Origin of the sequence: Metabacillus herbersteinensis, assembly GCF_042433335.1 — a bacterium.
Classification (GTDB): domain Bacteria; phylum Bacillota; class Bacilli; order Bacillales; family Bacillaceae; genus Metabacillus; species Metabacillus herbersteinensis.
The window spans coordinates 116,217-136,800 of sequence record NZ_JBHLVO010000011.1 but is presented as its reverse complement, the minus strand read 5'-3'; the positions used below and the strand labels follow the sequence as shown (position 1 = coordinate 136,800).

The 20,584-nt window shown below is 38.0% G+C and carries 18 protein-coding genes and 1 pseudogene; 15 read left to right on the top strand and 4 right to left on the bottom strand.

Going from position 1 to position 20,584, the window contains the following annotated elements; genetic code table 11:
- Nucleotides 1-27 precede the first annotated feature (27 nt).
- From ACFFIX_RS14550 to ACFFIX_RS14495, 12 genes are all read left to right on the top strand, one after another.
- Nucleotides 28-891, top strand: a complete 864-nt coding sequence (locus tag ACFFIX_RS14550) for an NAD(P)-dependent oxidoreductase (protein ID WP_378935156.1) — start codon at nt 28-30, stop codon at nt 889-891.
- A 170-nt stretch (nt 892-1,061) separates the two neighbouring features.
- Nucleotides 1,062-2,402: an ABC transporter substrate-binding protein gene (locus ACFFIX_RS14545; protein ID WP_378935154.1), complete on the top strand. Its 1,341-nt coding sequence runs from the start codon at nt 1,062-1,064 to the stop codon at nt 2,400-2,402.
- Nucleotides 2,403-2,564: 162 nt separating this feature from the next.
- A complete protein-coding gene (locus ACFFIX_RS14540) occupies nt 2,565-3,455 on the top strand; it encodes a carbohydrate ABC transporter permease (RefSeq protein WP_378935152.1) in 891 nt (296 codons plus the stop codon).
- Nucleotides 3,456-3,465: 10 nt separating this feature from the next.
- Nucleotides 3,466-4,374 (top strand): carbohydrate ABC transporter permease, encoded by a 909-nt coding sequence (locus tag ACFFIX_RS14535; RefSeq protein ID WP_378935150.1) that lies wholly within the window; start codon nt 3,466-3,468, stop codon nt 4,372-4,374.
- Between the two features lie 37 nt (nt 4,375-4,411).
- Nucleotides 4,412-5,473, top strand: a complete 1,062-nt coding sequence (locus ACFFIX_RS14530; RefSeq protein WP_378935193.1) for a LacI family DNA-binding transcriptional regulator — start codon at nt 4,412-4,414, stop codon at nt 5,471-5,473.
- Between the two features lie 11 nt (nt 5,474-5,484).
- A complete protein-coding gene (locus tag ACFFIX_RS14525; protein WP_378935148.1) occupies nt 5,485-6,180 on the top strand; it encodes an RraA family protein in 696 nt (231 codons plus the stop codon).
- Nucleotides 6,158-7,258: an Ldh family oxidoreductase gene (locus tag ACFFIX_RS14520; protein ID WP_378935146.1), complete on the top strand. Its 1,101-nt coding sequence runs from the start codon at nt 6,158-6,160 to the stop codon at nt 7,256-7,258. The genes ACFFIX_RS14525 and ACFFIX_RS14520 overlap by 23 nt, the downstream gene beginning before the upstream one ends.
- Nucleotides 7,252-8,445 (top strand): iron-containing alcohol dehydrogenase, encoded by a 1,194-nt coding sequence (locus ACFFIX_RS14515; RefSeq protein WP_378935144.1) that lies wholly within the window; start codon nt 7,252-7,254, stop codon nt 8,443-8,445. Before ACFFIX_RS14520 ends, ACFFIX_RS14515 begins: the two co-directional genes overlap by 7 nt.
- Nucleotides 8,446-8,469: 24 nt before the next feature.
- Entirely contained in the window at nt 8,470-9,966 is a 1,497-nt protein-coding gene (locus tag ACFFIX_RS14510; protein WP_378935142.1) for an aldehyde dehydrogenase family protein, read from the top strand.
- Between the two features lie 137 nt (nt 9,967-10,103).
- Entirely contained in the window at nt 10,104-11,519 is a 1,416-nt protein-coding gene (gene gmuD, locus ACFFIX_RS14505; RefSeq protein ID WP_378935140.1) for a 6-phospho-beta-glucosidase GmuD, read from the top strand.
- A gap of 89 nt (nt 11,520-11,608) precedes the next feature.
- Nucleotides 11,609-12,502, top strand: a complete 894-nt coding sequence (locus ACFFIX_RS14500; RefSeq protein WP_378935138.1) for an ROK family protein — start codon at nt 11,609-11,611, stop codon at nt 12,500-12,502.
- Between the two features lie 76 nt (nt 12,503-12,578).
- Nucleotides 12,579-14,018: a glycoside hydrolase family 1 protein gene (locus ACFFIX_RS14495; RefSeq protein WP_378935136.1), complete on the top strand. Its 1,440-nt coding sequence runs from the start codon at nt 12,579-12,581 to the stop codon at nt 14,016-14,018.
- A gap of 55 nt (nt 14,019-14,073) precedes the next feature.
- On the opposite strand, the gene ACFFIX_RS14490 is transcribed toward ACFFIX_RS14495, so the two are convergent.
- The 4 genes and pseudogenes from ACFFIX_RS14490 to ACFFIX_RS14475 all read right to left on the bottom strand — a co-directional run bounded on the left by ACFFIX_RS14490 (nt 14,074) and on the right by ACFFIX_RS14475 (nt 16,478).
- On the bottom strand, nt 14,074-14,328 hold the full coding sequence (locus ACFFIX_RS14490) for a hypothetical protein (RefSeq protein ID WP_378935134.1): 255 nt from the start codon (nt 14,326-14,328) through the stop codon (nt 14,074-14,076).
- A gap of 240 nt (nt 14,329-14,568) precedes the next feature.
- On the bottom strand, nt 14,569-14,907 hold the full coding sequence (locus ACFFIX_RS14485; RefSeq protein WP_378935132.1) for a YrdB family protein: 339 nt from the start codon (nt 14,905-14,907) through the stop codon (nt 14,569-14,571).
- Between the two features lie 266 nt (nt 14,908-15,173).
- Nucleotides 15,174-15,841 (bottom strand): annotated as a pseudogene (locus tag ACFFIX_RS14480) (MBL fold metallo-hydrolase).
- Nucleotide 15,842: 1 nt separating this feature from the next.
- Entirely contained in the window at nt 15,843-16,478 is a 636-nt protein-coding gene (locus ACFFIX_RS14475; RefSeq protein WP_378935130.1) for a TetR/AcrR family transcriptional regulator, read from the bottom strand.
- Nucleotides 16,479-16,671: 193 nt separating this feature from the next.
- Here ACFFIX_RS14475 and ACFFIX_RS14470 point away from each other — a divergent pair, with 193 nt between their 5' ends.
- The 3 genes from ACFFIX_RS14470 to ACFFIX_RS14460 all read left to right on the top strand — a co-directional run bounded on the left by ACFFIX_RS14470 (nt 16,672) and on the right by ACFFIX_RS14460 (nt 20,584).
- A complete protein-coding gene (locus tag ACFFIX_RS14470; protein WP_378935128.1) occupies nt 16,672-17,454 on the top strand; it encodes a helix-turn-helix domain-containing protein in 783 nt (260 codons plus the stop codon).
- A 126-nt stretch (nt 17,455-17,580) separates the two neighbouring features.
- Nucleotides 17,581-18,339 (top strand): alpha/beta fold hydrolase, encoded by a 759-nt coding sequence (locus ACFFIX_RS14465; protein WP_378935126.1) that lies wholly within the window; start codon nt 17,581-17,583, stop codon nt 18,337-18,339.
- Nucleotides 18,340-18,733: 394 nt separating this feature from the next.
- On the top strand, nt 18,734-20,584 hold the full coding sequence (locus ACFFIX_RS14460; protein ID WP_378935124.1) for a BglG family transcription antiterminator: 1,851 nt from the start codon (nt 18,734-18,736) through the stop codon (nt 20,582-20,584).

Sequence of the window (20,584 nt, the reverse complement as noted above, 5' to 3'; positions counted from 1 at the left end):
GTCCTCTAATTGGAGGGATTATGTTAAATGGGTTTCAAACGCATTGGCTTTATCGGACTTGGAGCTATGGGATTTCCGATGGCAAAGAACCTTCTGAAAAATGATTATGAGTTACATGTTATTGCACATAGAAATCGTGAACCTGTCGATGAATTAACAGCACAAGGTGCTACTGAGCATAAATCAGTAGCAGATATTTTCTCACAATGTGATTGTATTATTAGTATCCTCCCAACTGATAAAGAAATGGAGAGCGTCCTTCTAAATCAACAAGTACTAGATGCGATAAACCCTGATAGTGTTCTAATTGAAATGACATCAGGTTCTCCAGAAATGATGAAAAAGGTTCATGACGCTTATCAGCTGAAGGGAATTCCCGTATTGGATGGACCTGTAAGTGGCGGTACGATTGGTGCAGAGAATGGAACGTTAACTGTCATGGTTGGTGGTGATCCTGATGTACTTGAAAGAACAAGGCCAGTACTTGAAGCAATGGCGAAAAATATTTACTTAGTTGGCTCTGTTGGAGCTGGAAAAGCAATAAAGGCCATTAATCAAATGTTAGCAGGTATTCATATGGTTGCATCAGCAGAAGCTGTTGCTTTAGCAGAAAAGCTTGAAATCGATATGGATAAGCTTAAGGAAGTTGTGGGTAACAGCTCAGGGGCTTCATGGATGTTAGCAAATAAAATGGATGGCCTCGTAAAGCGAGACTTTACGCCAGGCTTTAAATTAAATTTAATGAAGAAAGATATCCAAATCGCAGTGAATGAAGGGGTAGATAAACAACTACCACTCGCAAATTATGTTCTTGAGCTCTTTAAACAATCAGAAAAAGAATCTGGTGAAGAGGATTTTTCAGCTATTGGTAAATCATCGCTTTCTACATAGTGAGTTAGTAGTAACTACTATGAAGGCTGTTGTGGAAGTATGCAGCGGGAGTTAATTTGTGGACAGGGATTACTAGAGAGAGAATATTTTACTATTAAACTACCTACAGTAGCTAGCTATTTCGACTATTCATAACAGGGACGAATGTTGAACAAAGGGTAGCCAAATTTATGGATGGGGTGAATGAAGTGGGTAAAATGAGAGCGCTTATAATTTTGGTATTCTCCGTTTTTCTTATCATTGGTTTAGCTGGCTGTTCAGGTGGAGAAACGACTAGTACTGATGAAGGGTCTAAGGGTGAAGGCTCAAAGGATGAAAAGGTTGAAATCCGTTTTTCTTGGTGGGGAGATACGAAGCGAAACGAAGTGTATAACGCAATTGTAGATCGTTTTGAAGAAGAGCACCCAAATATTACAGTTGAACGTGAGTTTGGTGGTTGGACAGATTATTGGGATCGACTAGCGACTCAAACGGCTGGTGGAAATGCACCTGATGTTGTTAGTATGCATCAATTTTATGTTGCAGATTACGCACGTCGAGATGCCTTGCTGAATTTAGGTGAGTTTGCAGATTCAGGAACGATCAATTTAGAGAATTTCCCTGATACAACGATTGATAGTGGTAAAGTCGGTGAGGATCTGTATATGGTTGCAAAAGGAGTAACAATGTCAGGCTGGGTTTATAATACAGCATTGTTCGATGAGCTTGGAGTAGAGTACCCAGATATGAACTGGACATGGGACGATTTTGTCGCAAAAATGAAGGAATTAAACAAAGCTTCTAATGGGGAAATATGGGGATCTGCTGATATGAGTGGCGGACAACTACAACCTAATATCCGCTACTTCCTAAGACAAAAAGGTAAGGATCTATTTGATGATGAAGGGAATTTATCCTTTACGAAAGAGGATGTTGTTGAGTGGTGGACAATGTGGGATGAATTACGTAAAGAAGGTGCGATTCCCGATGCTGCAACCTCTACTGAGTACGAAGGTGCTTCATTAGAACAAAATCTATTCGTAACGGGGAAAACTGCGGTTCAGCAGCTACCAGCTAATCAAATTTATCTATACCAACAGCAATTCCAAGAAGGTGAAATTCAGATAGTAAGAATGCCAGAAGTTGAAGGTGGAGAAAACGGAGAATACATTGAAGGTGCTTATTTAAGCATTACAGAAAAATCGAAACATCCTAAGGAAGCAGCAATGTTCATCGATTTCTTTGTGAATGCAGAAAAATCCCTTGAATTATTCAAAGTTGAACAAGGTGCTCCAGGTTCTAAAGAAATGCAAGAATATGTTAAACCACTTTTAGATCCTGCTCAACAACGAGCAGTCGACTTCATTCAACAAACAGTTGAAGATGCAAAACCTGCTGCATATGCTCCGCTTGGAATTAATGAAGTAGAGCAAGCATTTAAAGATAATGCAACTGCAATTTCATTTGGAGAGAAGTCAGTAGAACAAGCTGCAGAAGATTTTATCGAGTCTGCAGAAAGTATTTTAAAATAGTCTAGATTATTAACTGACACTATTCTTAGTAGTGATGAGGGTGACTCAGTAGTTAAGTGCCGGATTCCTTCAGATGGATAAGAAAACAAACAATCCACCTGAACTTGATGTTGAATAATCAGGCGCTTACGAGTCATCCTCATTAAATATGGAGGGTTTAGGATGAAAACTCTAAAACAAAGTTGGCAGAAGAATTGGGTAGGATATTTCTTCTTAACACCATGGTTAATTGGCTTACTGGGACTAAGTGTCATTCCAATGGCAGCTTCTCTCTATTTTTCTTTTACTAGCTATGATATGTTTTCTGCACCAAAGTGGATTGGTATCGAAAACTATATTGAAATGTTTCAGGATGGTAAGTGGCTTAATAGCGTTAAGGTTACCCTTACCTATGTATTTATCGGTGTTCCGTTACAATTAGGATTTGCCCTTGGTGTAGCTGTTTTATTAAATCGAGGTTTAAGAGGACTCCGAATCTATCGAGCTATTTATTATGTACCATCGTTATTTGGTGGAAGTGTTGCGGTTGCCTTACTTTGGCGCCAATTATTCGGTGGTGATGGATTATTGAATGGTTTACTAGCGACGATTGGTCTTGAAGGAAAGAACTGGATTTCTTCACCAGATACAGCACTATATACACTCATTCTTTTGACAGTCTGGCAATTCGGTGCACCTATGGTTATCTTCTTGGCGGGATTAAAGCAAGTACCTATAGAATTATATGAATCTTCTAAGATCGATGGTGCTGGACCAATTAGACAGTTTTTCAGCATTACCCTTCCATTAATTACCCCTATTATCTTTTTTAATCTAGTTATGCAGATCATTAACGCATTCCAGGCATTTACTCCTGCCTATATTGTCAGTGGTGGCAGTGGTGGACCCATTGATTCTACTTTATTTTACACTCTATATCTCTATCAAAAGGGCTTTACGCAATTTCAAATGGGATATGCATCCGCGATGGCTTGGTTTTTATTAATCTGTATTTCATTCGTTACGGCACTCGTTTTCGTTTCCTCAAAAAAATGGGTGTACTACCAAGAATAGAGGTGATGATATGGAAACAAGTAAATCGACAGAATCTCTTCATCATGTAACAGCTTTGAACCAAAACTTTCAAGTGAATAAAAAGAAAGTAAACCCTAAAAATATTGTTCTTCATGTTCTTATTATTGGCATAGGGATAATCATGCTCTATCCGCTTTTATGGATGGTAAGCAGTTCATTTAAAGAAGGAACTGAGATCTTTAAAAATGTTTCGTTTCTGCCCACTAAAGTAACTTTCGAAAATTATTTGCAAGGATGGGCAGGGCTATCTGGTATTCAATTTAGTAGATTCTTTTTAAACACATTTACATTAGTTTTCTTCTGTATTATTGGGAATGTTATTTCTTGTTCAATGGCGGCTTACGCTTTCGCAAGGCTCGACTTCTCTTTAAAAAAGGTTCTGTTTGCGATCATGCTGGTCACAATGATGCTTCCATTTCATGTCACTGTTATTCCGCAATACATTATGTTTAATAAACTTGAGTGGATTAACACGTATATACCGTTAATATTACCGAAATTTTTAGCGGTGGATGGGTTCTTTATTTTCTTAATGGTTCAATTTATTCGCTCTATCCCACGTGAATTAGATGAAGCTGCAAAAATAGATGGGTGTGGGCCGATCAGAATGTATTATTCGCTGATCATGCCTCTTGCATTACCAGCTGTCATCACAACGATTATCTTTACATTCATTTGGACGTGGAATGATTTCTTTAGTCAGCTCCTGTATATAAGTGACATTAAACTTTATACAGTTGCATTAGGATTGAGAATGTTTTTAGATGCGACCGGTCAGAATTCTTGGGGAGCATTGTTCGCAATGTCAACACTTTCACTTATTCCATTGTTTATCATCTTCATTTTCTTTCAAAAGTATTTAATCGAAGGGATAACAACTGGTGGGGTAAAAGGGTAAGAATATCTTTGAATGTAAAATTTAGGGTGGCTATGTAATTGTTTTACGAGAAAAGAGGTTAATTAAAATGAAGGTGACAATTTCGGATGTTGCAAAAATGGCTGGTGTTTCTAAATCTACTGTTTCGAGAATAATGAATGGAAACCTTGAACAAAACACGGAAGGAACAATTCAACGAGTATTAAAAGTAATAGATGAATTAGATTATAAGCCAAATGCATTAGCGAGAAGCTTAAAATCAACAAAAACAAATGTAATTGGAATTATCTTATCAAAGCTCCAAAATCAGTTTTGGTCAAGTGTTTTAGAAGGTGTTGAAGATACATGTAGGAATTCTGGCTACAATTTAATGATTTGTAACTCCAATGAAGAAGCACAGCTTGAGGAAGATCATATTCGTTCATTTCAAATGCATCAGCTTGATGGATTGATTATTAATCCAACATTAAAGAATCCGCACCTCTATAAGAAGCTATCAGAAGATCAATTTCCTTTTATAGCAATCAATCGGAAAATGTATGATCTAGATGTTCATATGGTTACCGTAAACAATATAAATGGTGCCAAAGTGGCTATACAGCATCTAATCGATTCAGGAAAAACAAGAATTTCCATATTTTTATATCCCCCTGATGGAATAAGTCCTAGATTAGAGAGATTAGAAGGTTATAAGCAGGCTCTTCAAAGCAATGGGCTTAAAGTTAGCCAATCTCTTATTCAAATAGTTGGAGAAGGTAAGGGGGAAGTAGAAGATGCGGTGAAAAAGTTGCTTCATTCTTCTGACCGACCAGATGCCATTTTTTCAACGAATAACATGATGACTCTAGAAATTTTAGAGGGGATAAAGAATCAACAATTAAAGGTACCAGAGGATATTACGCTTGTTGGGTATGATGAAACAATTTGGGCAAAGCATCTGAATCCCCCGCTCACAACTGTTAACCAACCTGCGTATGAAATGGGGAGTCTAGCAGCTAAAAAGTTAATTCATCTAATCGAGGCAAAGGGAGTAGAGAGTGAGATTCCAAAGGTCGTTTCACTTGAGCCTAGTTTAATTATACGTGAGTCTTGTGGAAGCAAACTTCAACACAAAAATTAGGAGGGTTTGTATTGAATAATAGCGGATTTCGTATTTTACCTATTAACCGGAAAGTTGACAAAAAAATCATAGAGGAATATAGAAATGTCGTTACACCTCATATTAGTGATAATTTGAATCGGATGCATGCGATTGGATCCAAGCTTCGTCCTTATCATAAAGAAGGGAAATTAATAGGAACTGCTATAACGGTTAAAACAAGACCTGGTGATAATTTAGTCGTTCATAAAGCAATCGATATTGCCCAACCAGGTGATGTCATTGTCGTAGATGCTGGAGGAGATACAACAAACGCAATCGTTGGAGAAATAATGCTTCGGATTGCAAGACGGAATGGAATTGTTGGTTTTGTAATAGATGGTGCTATTAGAGATACAAAAGCGTTTATGGAGGGCGATTTTCCAGTATATGCTGTTGGAGTGACTCATCGAGGACCTTATAAAGATGGTCCAGGTGAGATTAATGTACCTATTTCAATTGATGGTATGTGTGTAAATCCTGGTGATCTCTTAATTGGTGATGAAGATGGTCTTGCAGTAATTCCTGGAGAAGATGCTGAGGAATTGTTAATTAAAATAAAAGCACAGGAAGTCAAGGAACTAGAAATCTTAGAATCTATCGAAAACGGTACCATTGATCGGAGTTGGGTTGATGAAACGCTGAAGCAGAGAGGTTGTGAATTTAATGACAGTTCCCAAAAGGTTTGATTGGGAAAAATTACAACAATTTTGCTCTGATGTTTTTGTAAATGCTGGGGTCATGAGAGACAGTGCTGATATTGTAGCAGCTTCTTTAATTCAAGCAGATTTGAGAGGTGTGGACTCACATGGTGTGGTCAGAACGGCCATTTATTTAAATAGAATTGAAAAGAATATGATCAACCCATCAGCTGAAATTTTAATTGAAGCAGAAGATGATGCCATTGTTTTAGTGAATGGAAATAATCATTTTGGGGCAGTAGTCGGTACGAAAGCTCTTGATATTGCTTTACATAAAGCACAAGAAAAAGGTGCTGCAATTGTAGGTGTAAAAGGTTCAAACCATTTTGGAACAGGTGCATTTTATGTACTAAAAGCCATAGAGAAAAACATGATTTTATTGGTGTTATCAAATGCTTCACAAACAATGCCACCAACAGGAGGGATAAGACCATTTATTGGAACGAACCCTTTAGCAATAGGCGTACCCGCTGGTGAAGAAGAGCCTTTCATATTAGATATGGCAACAAGTGTTGTTTCTAGAGGGAAGATTATTGTCGCTGACCAAAAAGGGGAAAATATTCCTTTAGGTTGGGCAATAGACAAGGATGGGAATCCAACAACTGACGCTAGAGATGCTCTAGAAGGTTCTGTATTACCTGTCGGTGGCGCTAAAGGATATGGAATATCTATGTTTATTGATATTTTAGCAGGTGTATTAACGGGTGCAGGGTTTGGTAAATATGTCAACAATATGTATGAAAATTGGGATGAACCACAAAACGTCGGTCACTTTTTTCTAGCAATTGATATCAATCGATTCATGCCAATTGAGACATTTAAGCTGCGTATGGATCTTTATTTGAAAGAAATAAAAGGCGAACCAAAAGCTAACGGAGTTGAAGAAATATATATCCCAGGGGAAATAGAGACTCTTAAAGAAATCGAACGAAAGAAAAATGGAATTGAATTGCCAAGCAAAGTGGTAGAAGAATTGATAGAGATAGGAAAGCGTTATCATTTAGATCTGCTGAATGCTACCATTTCACAGGAAAATGAACATAGGGAGGCACTTAAAGAATGTTAACTTCAACCACTTTTCGTTATGAAATCCCAACTATTGTTGAATTTGGCCAAGGAATTGTTCATGAGCTAGATAAGCATGTAAAAGCATTAGGTGGCAAGAAAGCATTGATCGTTGGAGATCCAGGTGTCCTTGAAGCGGGAATTGTACGACGTGTCGAAGAGCCTCTTGAAAAATCGGGAATTCCTTTTATTACATTTACAGAAGTAGGTGTAGAAGCATCTATAGATTCAGTAGACCGTGGAATAGAGCTCGCTTTAACAACAGGATGTGATCTTGTAGTTGGCGTTGGTGGAGGGAGTGCCCTTGATACGGCAAAATCGATTGGAATCATGTTAAAGAATGCCGGGGATATAAGAGATTACGTGGGATTAGATAAAGTCCCAGGACCTGGTGCACCTGTTATTGCGATCCCTACTACAGCTGGTACTGGGAGTGAGATGACTCGATTTGCGGTACTATCCGATAAAGAAGCAAAGGCAAAATTAAGTGTAGGAAGCATGTATATTTGCCCAACTTTAGCTCTATGTGATCCAGAGTTAACGACTTCTTTACCACCACATATTACAGCCGCAACAGGTATGGATGCACTGACACATGCACTAGAATCATATGTAAATAAGGCAACACAACCAATATCAGAGGGTTTGTCCATTCAATCTATGAAACTAATTTCAAAGAGTCTTAGATTAGCTGTCATCCAAGGAGAAAATATTGATGCACGTCATGACATGCTAATGGCTAGCACCCTTGCAGCGATGGCTTTTAATACAACCCGGCTCGGTTTAGCACACGCGTTAGCTATTCCATTAGGGGCACATTTTAAAATTCCACATGGTGTTGTAAATGCAATTTTACTACCTGAGGTTATGCAATTTAATATTATCGGAAATACAGAAAAATTCGCTGAGATAGCCAAAATTCTTGGTGAAAAAACGGATCATCTTACAACCAGAGAGGCTGCTGAGCTTGCTGTAACTGCTGTTCGTAGGCTAAATAAAGATGTAGGAATCACTCAGGTCTTAACAGACTATGGAGTAGAGGAAGAGCATCTTGATTTAATCGTTGAAGAAGCTATTGCTTCAGGAAATGTGCCGGTAAACCCTGTCAAACCAACAAAAGAAGATTTAAAAAATATTTGTAGGGCTGTTATGAAAAAAAAGAACAAAGAAAAAGTTGCGATCGGTTAAATTTTTTAGGAGGTGGGAGAGTAGATGATTTCAATGATAAATACAGACATGTTAGCATGGTTAGATAAAAATGTAGAGAAGTCATATGGAAACTTTATAAACGGTGAATGGACTGAGAGTAGCAGTGGAAAAACATTTCCGATTTACAATGCTGCAAAAAAAAATCAAATACTAGGCTTTTTCCAGGATTCAAACGAAAAAGATGTTGAACTTGCTGTCGAAGCAGCACATCAAGCATTTAAAAGTTGGGCAAAGGTACCTGGTCCAGATAGAGGAGTTATTATCTATCGATTTGCAGATTTACTTGAGAAGAATGTTGATGAATTAAGCTACATGCTTTCAGCAGAGCAAGGAAAATCAATCGCAGAATCAAAAGGAGAAGTCCTTCGTGCAGCAAAGGAAGCACGTTTTTGTGCAGGCGAAGCATTCCGAATAGAAGGTGATACTTTACCTGGAGAAAGAGAAAATCTATATAGTTCAACGATCAGACAACCAATAGGGGTAATTGCGGCGATTGCACCTTGGAATTTCCCTGTTGTAACACCTGTCAGAAAAATCGCACCTGCCCTAGCATATGGGTGTACAGTCGTTTATAAGCCTGCATCAGCAACACCATGGACTTCAGCACGAATAATGGAATTACTTACAGAAGCTAAAGTGCCAAAAGGGGTCGTGAATTTAGTTGTTGGCGGTGGATCTAAAGTTGGTAATCCGTTAGTTGAACATCCTTTAGTGAGAGGAATTAGTTTTACTGGATCAACGAAGTTAGGTATCGAAATTAATGAAAAGGCAGCAAGACGGTTGGCAAAAACCCAACTTGAGCTAGGGGGTAAAAACCCAGCAGTTGTTTTGGATTACGACAATGTAGAATATGTTGCAAAACAAATTGTTTCGGCTGCATTTGCTTGCAGTGGGCAAAGATGTACTTCTATAAGCCGGGTTATTGTTGTAAAAGATAAAAAACAAGAACTTACAGATGCATTACTACAGGAAATAAAACAAATGAAGGTAGGACCTGCTTGGGAAAGTAACATTTCCATGGGCCCTCTAGTGAATCAACAACAACTAGATTCCGTACAAGAATATCTTAAAATTGGCATCAATGAAGGTGTACGACTCCGGTATGGTGGTGAAATTCTCTCGACAGGGATATTTGCTGATGGAGCATACATGCAACCAGCTTTATTAGATTCCGTTACCCCTCAAATGAGAGTCGCAACCGAAGAAATTTTTGGTCCTGTTTTATGTGTAATTGAAGCAGAGGATGTAGAATCAGCATTTCAGATTGCAAACTCAGTAAGCTATGGTTTAGCTGCTTCAATTTTTACTGATCAATTCGGGGCTGCTCATCAATTTGTTCAGGATGCTGAAGTTGGAATGGTTCATGTTAACCATGGAACGGCAAGTGCTGCCCATATGTCATTTGGAGGATGGAAACAATCTGGCTTTGGTTCATTTTCGATTGGGAAGTCAAATAGTGAATTCTTTACTGATCTCAAAGCGGTTTATTATCAATATTGATCATTAACAAGTTCCTAAAATAATAGTGAAGTAGATAAATGTTGGCATTTGAAAAATGAAAATGGAGGGATCGGATACTTAATTGTATAAACAGTCAGAAGCTAAGAGTTTGATTCTTTACAATGGGGGGAACGAAAATGAAAACGCTTGACGAAGTACAAAAAGATTTGCACTATCGCTTTCCGGAAGGGTTTTGGTGGGGATCTTCTGCATCGGCAACCCAAACTGAGGGTGCTGCAAATCTTGATGGAAAAGGACAAAACATTTGGGATTATTGGTACGAACAAGAGCCCAATCGTTTCTTTAACAAAGTTGGTCCAGTAGTCACGTCTCAATTCTATTACCGTTATAAAGAAGACATTGCATTAATGAAGGAAATTGGCCATAATTCCTTCCGTTTATCGATTTCCTGGTCGAGAATGTTTCCAAACGGTAAAGGAGAAGTAAATGACAAGGCGGTAGACTTCTATAATAGCGTAATTGACGAATTGGTTGCGACTGATGTGGAACCGTTTGTGAATCTCTATCATTTTGACATGCCTATGGCGATGCAAGAAATAGGTGGGTGGACGAATCGTGTAGTAGTTGATGCTTTTGTAGACTATGCAACAGTGTGCTTTAGGTTGTTTGGTGACCGTGTTAAAAAGTGGTTTACACATAACGAACCTATTGTTCCAGTCGAAGGCGGTTATATGTACGACTTTCATTATCCAAACGAAGTAGACTTTGGAAAAGCGATTCAAGTTGGCTATCATACCCTTTTATCAAGTGCAAAGGCCATCAAAGTATACAAGGAATTGGAACAAGATGGCAAGATAGGTATTATCCTTAACTTGACTCCTTCATATCCACGAAGTCAACACCCTGCTGATGTAAAGGCTTCTCAACTTGCAGATGCCATTTTTAATCGCTCCTTTCTTGATCCATCTGTAAAAGGCGGGTTTCCTGCTGAACTTGTATCTATATTAAAAGAAGAAGGTTACATGCCAATGATTGAAGAAGGAGACATGGATATTATTAAAGCCAATACAGTCGATCTCCTAGGTGTGAATTATTATCAGCCAAGAAGGGTTAAAGCAAAAGAAAATCTTCCTAATCCTGAGGCACCATTTATGCCCGATCGTTATTTTGACAATTATGTGATGCCTGGACGGAAAATGAATCCTCACAGAGGTTGGGAAATTTACGAAAAAGGTGTCTACGATATCCTAATGAATGTAAAAGAAAATTACGGTAATATTGAATGTTTTATTTCAGAAAATGGAATGGGTGTAGAAGGAGAAGAGCGTTTCCGTGATGAAAATGGAATGATTCAAGATGATTATCGAATTGAGTTCATTGGAGAACATTTAAAATGGGTTCATAAAGCAATCCAGGAAGGTGCAAATGTAAAAGGATATCACTTGTGGACCTTTATGGATAATTGGTCATGGACAAATGCGTATAAAAACCGATATGGTTTTGTCTCCGTTGATCTTGAAAAAGATTCAGAGCGCTCGATTAAAAAGAGTGGGCACTGGTTTAAGAAAGTTTCAGAGAATAACGGTTTTTAAGTAAGATGGCCAATTTGGCCATCTTCTTTTGAAGGACATGAAATAGAATGCAAAACCCTCTTATAAATAAGCAATTGGAGGTCCTACACATGAGTTACTATGCAGTCTTTGATGTAGGAGGATCGGCCATTAAATATGCTTTGATGGACGAAATGACTACGTTTCTAAAGAAGGGTTCAGTGAAAACCCCAATGGAAGGAATCGACTCATTTGTTAAAACGATTAATCAAATAGTCGAGCAGTTTAAAGAGAAATACTCTATTGAAGGGATAGCACTTAGTATGCCTGGTGCAGTTGACGTGAAGACGGGTTACATTGGTGGCGGTAGTGCCATCCCGTATATTCATGGTCAGAATATAAAAGAACTAGTGCAAGAAAAAACTGGAGTAAGAGTTGAGCTAGAAAATGACGCAAATTGTGCTGGTTTAGCTGAAGGGTGGATGGGGGCAGCGCGAGATGTCAATGATTATGTCTGCATCGTCATAGGCACTGGAATTGGTGGTGCAATCGTTCTTGATAAAAGGCTTCGCCACGGAAAAAACCTACATGCAGGAGAGTTTGGTTATATGTTGATGGAAGGTTATCTCGAACATCCCCTCGGAAGGAACTGGAGTCAAGTAGCGTCGACGGCTGGTTTGGTACGCTATGTGGCAAAACGAAAAGGAGCGGATAGTCGTGTTCTAGATGGCAAAACTGTATTTGAAATGAGCGACCAAGGGGACGCGGATGCGCAAGCAGAGATTAATACTTTTATTAAACGTTTAGCAGTTGGTATTTATAACGTCCAATACGTTATAGATCCAGAGAAAATCTTAATTGGAGGTGCTATAAGTAAACGAGAGGATTTGATTGAAAAAATTAACCAGGAACTTAGTTTGATGAAAGATGATAAATCTCGTTTACATGTCACCGTTGAAAAATGTGCATTTGAAAATGATTCTAATCTAATTGGAGCACTCTATCATTACTTACAGACTCAATAAATGTAAGCGTTACCATAGTAATCCAGCCTAATGCTTAACGGCTAATAGAAAAGAATTGAAAGGACGGGGAAATAAAATGAACAAAAAGACGATGATGGTTCCGGATGACTTTATTATTGGGGCAGCTGCTTCAGCATGGCAAACAGAGGGTTGGTCTGGCAAGAAAGATTTGCAAGACTCTTATTTAGATCTTTGGTATAAAAATAATCATCATGTTTGGCATAATGGATATGGACCTACAGTTGCAACTGATTTTTATAACAGATACAAGGAAGATATCCGTTTAATGAAAGAAATTGGGTTAACTCATTTTAGAACATCAATTAATTGGTCTCGTTTTCTACTAGACTATGAGAATGTAGTAGTCGATGAAGAATATGCAAGTTACATAAATAATGTGATTAATGAACTTATTGAGAATGGTATAGAGCCTATGATTTGTCTCGAACACTACGAAGTACCTGCCAATCTTTTTGAAGAGTATGGTGGATGGGGATCAAAGCACGTTGTGGAATTATTTGTGAAGTATGCAGAAAAAGTACTAGACCGGTTTGGTGACCGTGTCATAAATTGGTTTACATTTAATGAGCCAATTGTTCTCCAAACTCGCGTTTACTTAGATGCCATACGTTATCCGTTTGAACAAAATACAAAGAAATGGATGCAGTGGAACTATAACAAAGCATTAGCTACTGCCAAAGTCGTTCAGTTATTTAAAGAAAAAGGGTATAAAGAAAAATATGGTTCAAAAATTGGCGTGATTTTAAACCCTGAAGTTACGTATGCTAGGTCAACAGCCGAACATGATTTGGATGCTGCGAGAATATATGACTTATTTTTCAATCGAATATTTTTAGATCCCTCTATAAAAGGAGAATATCCAAGGGAACTCTTCGACCTAATGAATACGCATAACATTATGTTTGAGTCTACGGAAGAAGAATTACAAACGATTAAAGAGAATACAGTCGATCTAGTTGGATTGAATCTCTATTTTCCGCATCGAGTAAAATCACGGTCAACTGCTTGGAATGAAAATACTCCTTTCCACCCTTCTTATTACTATGAGATGTTTGAACTTCCAGGCAGAAAAATGAACCCTCACCGTGGCTGGGAAATATACCCTCCGATTATGTTTGACATAGCTATGCGTATGAAGAATGAGTACGGAAATATAGAATGGTTTATTGCTGAAAACGGAATGGGGGTAGAAAATGAATATCTATTTAAAAATGAAGAAAATACAATTCAAGATGATTACCGGATTGAGTTCATTGGTGAGCATTTAAAGTGGTTACTGAAAGCTGTAGAAAAAGGCGCAAACTGTAAAGGTTACATGGTTTGGGCATTCACCGACAATGTTTCACCGATGAATGCTTTTAAAAACAGGTATGGACTTGTTGAAATTAATTTAGAAGAAGGTAGAAATCGCAAATTAAAGAAATCAGCTTATTGGTACAAGGATCTTATTGAAAGCAAGAAGTTACTAGTAAATAGTGACAATAGTTATAAATAATAGGTAGTATGTATAGACAAAGTATCCGAAAAGGCATACTTTGTCTTTTCGGATACTAGCTTTCCCGTACAAACACTGAAAGTCCGAAAACTCCCAATCTCTCTTCAAATACTTTTTTGAATCCATTGTCTAGTAGACAATCCTCTGCACAAACCAATTGTTCTCCATTTTCTAAAAAGCGGTCACATGGATCGGCATTGCCAATAACTGTTGCCTCGACAATTGTACGTGGAGCTCTTCGTTTTAGCGGGTTTCTTTCCCAAAGAATTGTAACGACGTCAGGGGGTCTTGGAATTGATACATTACTCATAGTCATCACCTCAATTCATTCGATCAGTATAGTTAATGAAATTGATAGACAAGTTGATTATGTAAGTATCATGCGTATTAATAAAAAGGCGTATTTTGTACTACGATGGTAGAGACACATTCTCAGTTTTTTTAATATCAATACACATTCATAGAGTTACAATTTCCGTAACGGGCAAAGATACAGAGAAGTCTCCATTTGTCTGGAGGAAGATGTTTCTTCTTTTTAGGAACCGCAATGTTATAGTTTTAACAGATGCAAGATAGCCGTTTCAATGATAGCTACAGCTATGAAAATCATAGCGAGCTTTCTGTGCCCTGATAGATGCAAAGCAATGGCGGCAGAAAGGAATACGCTCAGCTGAAGAATAATCCGTAAAAATAACGGGACAGGGACGGTTGCTTTCGGTGAAATGAATGTCCCCCAAATAAATGCTACAAGGAGAGGGGAGCCAATACCTAGGATAACTTTAACAGGCAAACTTGTGCTTGCGCGGAATCCCCATAAGGACCAGGAGGCGAGAGCAAAAAGCTCCAAGAGAAAAAACAGCGAAATAATGGCTGCTTCAAAAATAAACAATAGAAACTCACCTCTTTTCCTTGTTGTTTAGGAAATTATAAAATTCTTGTACTGTGGATAACGTTTCTGCATCCAGCTCCAGCGCCTAGCCCCGACGCACAGGACGTGCTAGTGCAGTCAATGGGACAGGATGTCGCGTTTTTGACTGCCTCGAGGTCATAAGTCAATTATAAATTGAAGGCAAAGAACACCTTCTATTTATAATCGCCTTATGCTATGCCTAAGGCTGTTCAAGGCGCCCCGCGCTTTTGTTCTTTGGCGATCTATTATAGTTCCGAATTACGTAAGTATTCTTCCATTTGATCAGCCGGATTGAAAACAGAATTTCCATGGCAAACCTCTAAACGAAGGGGTTTCAACTGGGTAACAATAGAGCTGCTGTTTATAGCTTCCTTCATATCAGCCGTAAACATTGACATAGGTTTCTGGAGATTGCCTTTTTTAGAGGTAAATAGATCACCAGCCAACATAACTTGGTCTTGCTCATGGTAGTAAACGACATGCCCAGGCGAGTGTCCAGGTGTGTGGTAAGGCGTTAATCCTGCCATTAATACCAGCTTCCTTCACCGTCTTTAGGTAGGGCTTGAGTGATGTTTTTAGAAACAGTCACAGCCGCCTTCTTCCGACGCGGATAGGGTAGCTCTCCCTCCATATAGGGGATTTCAATACTGTGCGCATAAACCGGAACTTCTCTTAGCTTTAAAGCGGAAGAAATGGAGCCAACATGATCCGAGTGTCCGTGTGTCAGTACAATTCTTTTTAGCGGTCCCGCATGCAATTCCTCAATAAAATTCAGTATTCCTTTCGTCATCATGGGTAGCCCGGCGTCCACAAGTGTGACTCCGTCATGCTCGACAACCACCCAAACATGAACGGGAATGATGAACCAAGTTTTTAAACTCCAAATGTGATTTGAAATCTGTAGCGTTTTCATCTTATTTCTCCCTTTTTAATTCTGATTTTTCGTTAAAGCCTAATAGAAGGACATCGACGGCAGTATCGAATGTAGGTGAGAGCCTTTCGAGCAATTCTGATAGTACCTCCTCATGGTTGAGGTAGGTAGTCACAATGCCATGAATGGTGTAGAAAAAAATGCGTGTGAAGGCTAATAGATCTTTGCTTTCGGTTTTGGGAAGAGAAGACTGAATCACCTCCATCCATAAACCAAAAAGCGCGTTTCGGAGTTTATTTATTTCAAGGTCAGGATCCTTTATATCCACTCTGGAGGCATTCGCATTGATTAGGGTTGTATACATGCTTTGGTTTAAAAGCGAAAAATGGATAAACTCAAAGCTTATGGCTTTTAGTTTTTCTGAAGAAGACAAGTCCGCTTGCAGGGAAAGTTGTTCCAAATTGACTTTTAACTCTTGTAATAAGGGCATTGCCAGCTCGTGAAGCAGTGTCTCTTTATCATTAAAATAAATGTAGATAGCTGTATGTGAGCATCCCGCATCCTTCGCAATTTCTCTTATCGTTACATTGCTGTAGCCTTGTTCTCTAAAAAGTTTTCCGGCTGCATGCAGGATGCTTTTTCTCGTTTCCTCTGATCTTTGTTCTTGTTTTCTGGCCATTCTGACTATCACTCCTACAATATAACCGATGGTTAGTAACCGTTGGTTATATTGTAACCAGTGGTTACTTTTATGTCAACGGTGTTCATTCGACACTAACATTCCCATTCCTCAAAAAAAATTTCAATTTCCATGCTACCCAACCACCCTAATTTCCCTATATAGAAAGTGAAGGAATATAGGGGGGATCATTATGAGTAAAAAAGCAATCACATTTATCGCGTGTCAACAAACGTATCAGCAGCTAGTTGCTTTTCATTCAATAGAAGAATTAAATGAATCTGTATACGCTCACCTTTCAAAACACAAGGCTACTTTATCGAAAACGACCGTTGAAATTTTAAAATTAATTGGTCGTTACAGTGTGAAATATTTAGGAGTGTCTTTTTTAACTAAGCAGCGAATTGGTGAGAGTATCGGGAAGAGTAGGCGGACGGTTATTCGGATTTGTCATGAGTTAGAGGAGCTGGGCATCATTAAGCAGTATGCCACAAAACGTAACAGTGATCAGCAGCAAACGTCGAATGCGATTGTCATTCAGAAGTTTATAAAAGAGGAAGAAATGCTTGTTGAAACAGCAAATGTCACACAAGACAAGCCTCAAAATGTCACACCAAAAAACCATTCTTCTTTAAGCAATCCTAAAGATCAAGATCATACGTATTGGAGTCCAATTCGTTCTGCCTATGAGAAATTTCAGGAGATGTGCCATTGCTTTACGAACGAACAGCGGACCGTCAGTCGACTGTATGGCATTTATTTAGCGCAAATTAAATGTATCAAAAACGTCTATCATGCTGGGACGCTCCTTCAAATTGCTGTACAAGCAATAAAGATTTCGTTTCAAGCAACCAAGAAAAAAACAATTCAGAACATTTTTGGTTACTACAATGGCGTGTTAAATGAGTTGTTGGATCAGCTTTATTATCAGGATATGAAGGAGAACTTTTGGAGTCTCGGGCACGTGGAGGATTAATTTTTAAAAGTTAAAATTCTTACAAAATCTTAATGATTTAACTAAAAAATATTTACAATTACTTGCTATTCTAGTTGTATAGATAATGCACTTCGATTAAATACGAACCCTTTAACTGGAGGAATCATGAGAGAAACGATCGTATTTATACACGGATTAACAGGGAGTAAACAAGCATTTCGTAAACAAATTGCATATTTAGCTGATAGCTACAATACATACGTTTATGATTTACTAGGGCACGGTGAAGATCGGGGAAAAGCGGTCGATTTTACCTTGAAAAACTTGGTGAAGCAGCTAGAGGATTTTTTTGAGGAAAAAGGAATTGAACGTGCACATATTTGTTCATTGAGCTATGGGTGCTATCCTAGTACAATTTTTGCGAACAAGTGGCAGGATAAAGTATTAAGTCTTTGTTTTATTGGGGGCCATTACAACTCACCTTCACCTTTAAGGGATATTTTTCAACAGTACTGGGACTGTCGGAATGAACCGTATCCTCTGTGGCTAAAGAAATATTCTCATGCGATTTATCCGAAGGACGGTTTGATTGATCCGTATTCAATTGTTTCTAATAAAGTTTACTACAAATATGGTCTCGAGCTGCATAAAGACATTTTAAGAGATGCACTTGAACATCGTTTAAATTATGATTTGCGTAGTGATCTTGCGAGTTTGACGTTGCCGGTTCTTTGGGTGATGGGGGATCATGATTCGTTGTATAAATCTAGTTTAAGAGATTTGGATCAGGTCATTCCTCATGTTGTATACAGTGAGTTGAAGCATGCTGGTCATGCTGCGAATTTGTTTCAGCCGAATTGCTTTAAAGAAGTGTACGGAGTATTTCTTGGAGATTTTTCAAGTGTTAATCCAAGGTATGCTTAGGTAAACGCATTAACAATAAAGAACGTTTTTTAGGTCACAAACGAATTAAAAGAGCTTATGGAATTAGCAAAGTAATAGTGGAAACTAGAAGCCGTGACCTAAAAGGTCGTGGTTTTTTTCGTACATGAATTTTTTTGATACCTAGTTGGTGTAGTTTCATTTTAATATTAATATATTCGATTTTGCCCTTAATCTAGCAACTTGGTGGACAATACGTTACCATATTGTATTAAACGAGTGGGGGTTGGTCTTCAATATTAGTTTATTGAATATTCATATGAATTTGACTTCACCAATAAAGGTGAAAAGATTTGGTCTGTAAACTTTATTAAGTGAATCATATAATTAATGTAATCGGTTGCAAGTAAACAACTACTAGTAGAGCGGTGAGTATATGTTGACTGCAAGAGAGCTTGAGATTTCTAAAAAGTTACTGAATTCTAAATTACCAATAAGAATCAAGGATTTATCGGTAGAGTTCGGAGTAAGCACTAGAACGATAAAGTATGACTTAGAAAATGTTAGAGGATGGTATAAAAGCCAGGAGACAAATGTAATTTCTCAAACGAATAAAGGAATATGGATTGATTGCAATGATAGTGAGCGCATGGAACTTAGAAATATCCTAACGCAATCCGAAAGCACCAACATATACCCTAATCAAACCGTGCGAGGAAGAAGAATTGTTATGTTATTGCTATTAACTAACAATTATGTAACGGCATCAGATCTTGCAGTGGATCTTAATGTGAGCAGAAACACAATTTTAAGCGATTTAAACCTGGTTGATGAGTTTCTTGAATCTTGGGCAATCAAGCTTGAAAGAAAGCACAGAACGGGATATCGACTAATAGGAAATGAACTTCAGCTCCGCTTTATGCTTGAACACATTATCTACAATGATTTAGATGATTATGAAATTTATAAAATGACAACACGGATTACAAAAGGAGAAACAAATTTTGAACCGGGTACTGTGTTAAATGAACCTTTAAAGAGGGTCTATAGAATAGTAGAAAACTGTATGAGTGATTTATTTGAACCTTCCTTAACTCAAAGGTTACGTTTATCAGATTTATTGAAAATACAGCTTCGGCTCACCTTTTCGGTTACAAGGTTAAACTTAGGCCATACCATAGGTAGCTATAGGGTTTTGGACCAGAACCAACATACGGATCAGGTATCCTTGTTCGTGTTCTCTGTGATGGAAAAGATCCATTCTGATATGCAGCTTCCGCTTTTAGAAGAAGAATACCTATATATATCAGGCGGTATGGATCTAGAAACAGGACATATGGATTTAATCGATATAACAGAAAAAATGATTAACTATGTAGGTGAGCTGGAGTGTCTTGATTATCAAAAAGATCCTAAACTCTTCAGTAATTTACTCGCCCATTTGTCGCTACGGTTTCAAAATGGAACATTATATTTAAATGAAATGAATCCAATTGCAAATGAGATTAAACGAAATCATGGCGAATTGTTCAGAAATGTTCAAGATGCATGCCGCAAATTCATAAAACAACACGCTTTTATAACACAAGACTCTTTTATCTCTTATATTGTTCTTCATTTTCTCGTATCATATGAAAATACGTTTAAAAAGAAAACAAAGGTGAAGGTACTATACGTATGCTCGACAGGAAGAGGTGTCGCGCGTCTGATAAAAAATAGGGTTGAAAAAGAGATTCCTACTATAGAGATTGTAGCGTATTGTTCCTTGTTGGAAGTAGAAGATATTTGTCAGCATAAAGAAGTAGATTTGATTGTTAGTGTGTTTCCTGTAGAAACGAGTATACCTGTCGTAGTTGTGGAGGCGCTCCCAACTAAAAGCGATATTGAAGAACTCCGTGACATGGTTAAATTACTCATCGGCATCGAAGCCCCAGTATCCAATCAGTTGTTAGAAGGCAGTGAATTAAATCTAGTTAGTGAAGATAGTGAAACCATTAGTCAGGAGATTATTCTAAAAGGCTTTGAAGTCATTCATGATTTATTGGAAGTCTTTCCATTAGCAACAAAAGAAAATTGGAAGAATGCTTTCATGATGCACGTTTTCCTAATGGTTCATCGTTATCATTTCGATAAACAATACGATCAATATCTCTATACGACCTATCAGATCGAGGAAAATGACGAGGAAATTATTAATAAAGTACAAAGCATTTTGAAGGATAAGGATATGCATGTTCACGAGGCCGAAATCATTACCCTCTTACAATACTTTAAAAAATGGAAGTGA

Excerpts from the sequence above, each read along its gene's own strand:
- ACFFIX_RS14545 (WP_378935154.1), top strand. The coding sequence starts at position 1,062 with ATGGATGGGGTGAATGAAGTGGGTAAAATGAGAGCGCTTATAATTTTG.
- gmuD (WP_378935140.1), top strand. The coding sequence starts at position 10,104 with ATGAAAACGCTTGACGAAGTACAAAAAGATTTGCACTATCGCTTTCCG.
- ACFFIX_RS14495 (WP_378935136.1), top strand. The coding sequence starts at position 12,579 with ATGAACAAAAAGACGATGATGGTTCCGGATGACTTTATTATTGGGGCA.
- ACFFIX_RS14520 (WP_378935146.1), top strand. The coding sequence starts at position 6,158 with ATGACAGTTCCCAAAAGGTTTGATTGGGAAAAATTACAACAATTTTGC.
- ACFFIX_RS14500 (WP_378935138.1), top strand. The coding sequence starts at position 11,609 with ATGAGTTACTATGCAGTCTTTGATGTAGGAGGATCGGCCATTAAATAT.
- ACFFIX_RS14490 (WP_378935134.1), bottom strand. The coding sequence starts at position 14,328 with ATGAGTAATGTATCAATTCCAAGACCCCCTGACGTCGTTACAATTCTT.
- ACFFIX_RS14460 (WP_378935124.1), top strand. The coding sequence starts at position 18,734 with ATGTTGACTGCAAGAGAGCTTGAGATTTCTAAAAAGTTACTGAATTCT.
- ACFFIX_RS14510 (WP_378935142.1), top strand. The coding sequence starts at position 8,470 with ATGATTTCAATGATAAATACAGACATGTTAGCATGGTTAGATAAAAAT.
- ACFFIX_RS14475 (WP_378935130.1), bottom strand. The coding sequence starts at position 16,478 with ATGGCCAGAAAACAAGAACAAAGATCAGAGGAAACGAGAAAAAGCATC.
- ACFFIX_RS14540 (WP_378935152.1), top strand. The coding sequence starts at position 2,565 with ATGAAAACTCTAAAACAAAGTTGGCAGAAGAATTGGGTAGGATATTTC.
- ACFFIX_RS14470 (WP_378935128.1), top strand. The coding sequence starts at position 16,672 with ATGAGTAAAAAAGCAATCACATTTATCGCGTGTCAACAAACGTATCAG.
- ACFFIX_RS14535 (WP_378935150.1), top strand. The coding sequence starts at position 3,466 with ATGGAAACAAGTAAATCGACAGAATCTCTTCATCATGTAACAGCTTTG.
- ACFFIX_RS14465 (WP_378935126.1), top strand. The coding sequence starts at position 17,581 with ATGAGAGAAACGATCGTATTTATACACGGATTAACAGGGAGTAAACAA.
- ACFFIX_RS14515 (WP_378935144.1), top strand. The coding sequence starts at position 7,252 with ATGTTAACTTCAACCACTTTTCGTTATGAAATCCCAACTATTGTTGAA.
- ACFFIX_RS14550 (WP_378935156.1), top strand. The coding sequence starts at position 28 with ATGGGTTTCAAACGCATTGGCTTTATCGGACTTGGAGCTATGGGATTT.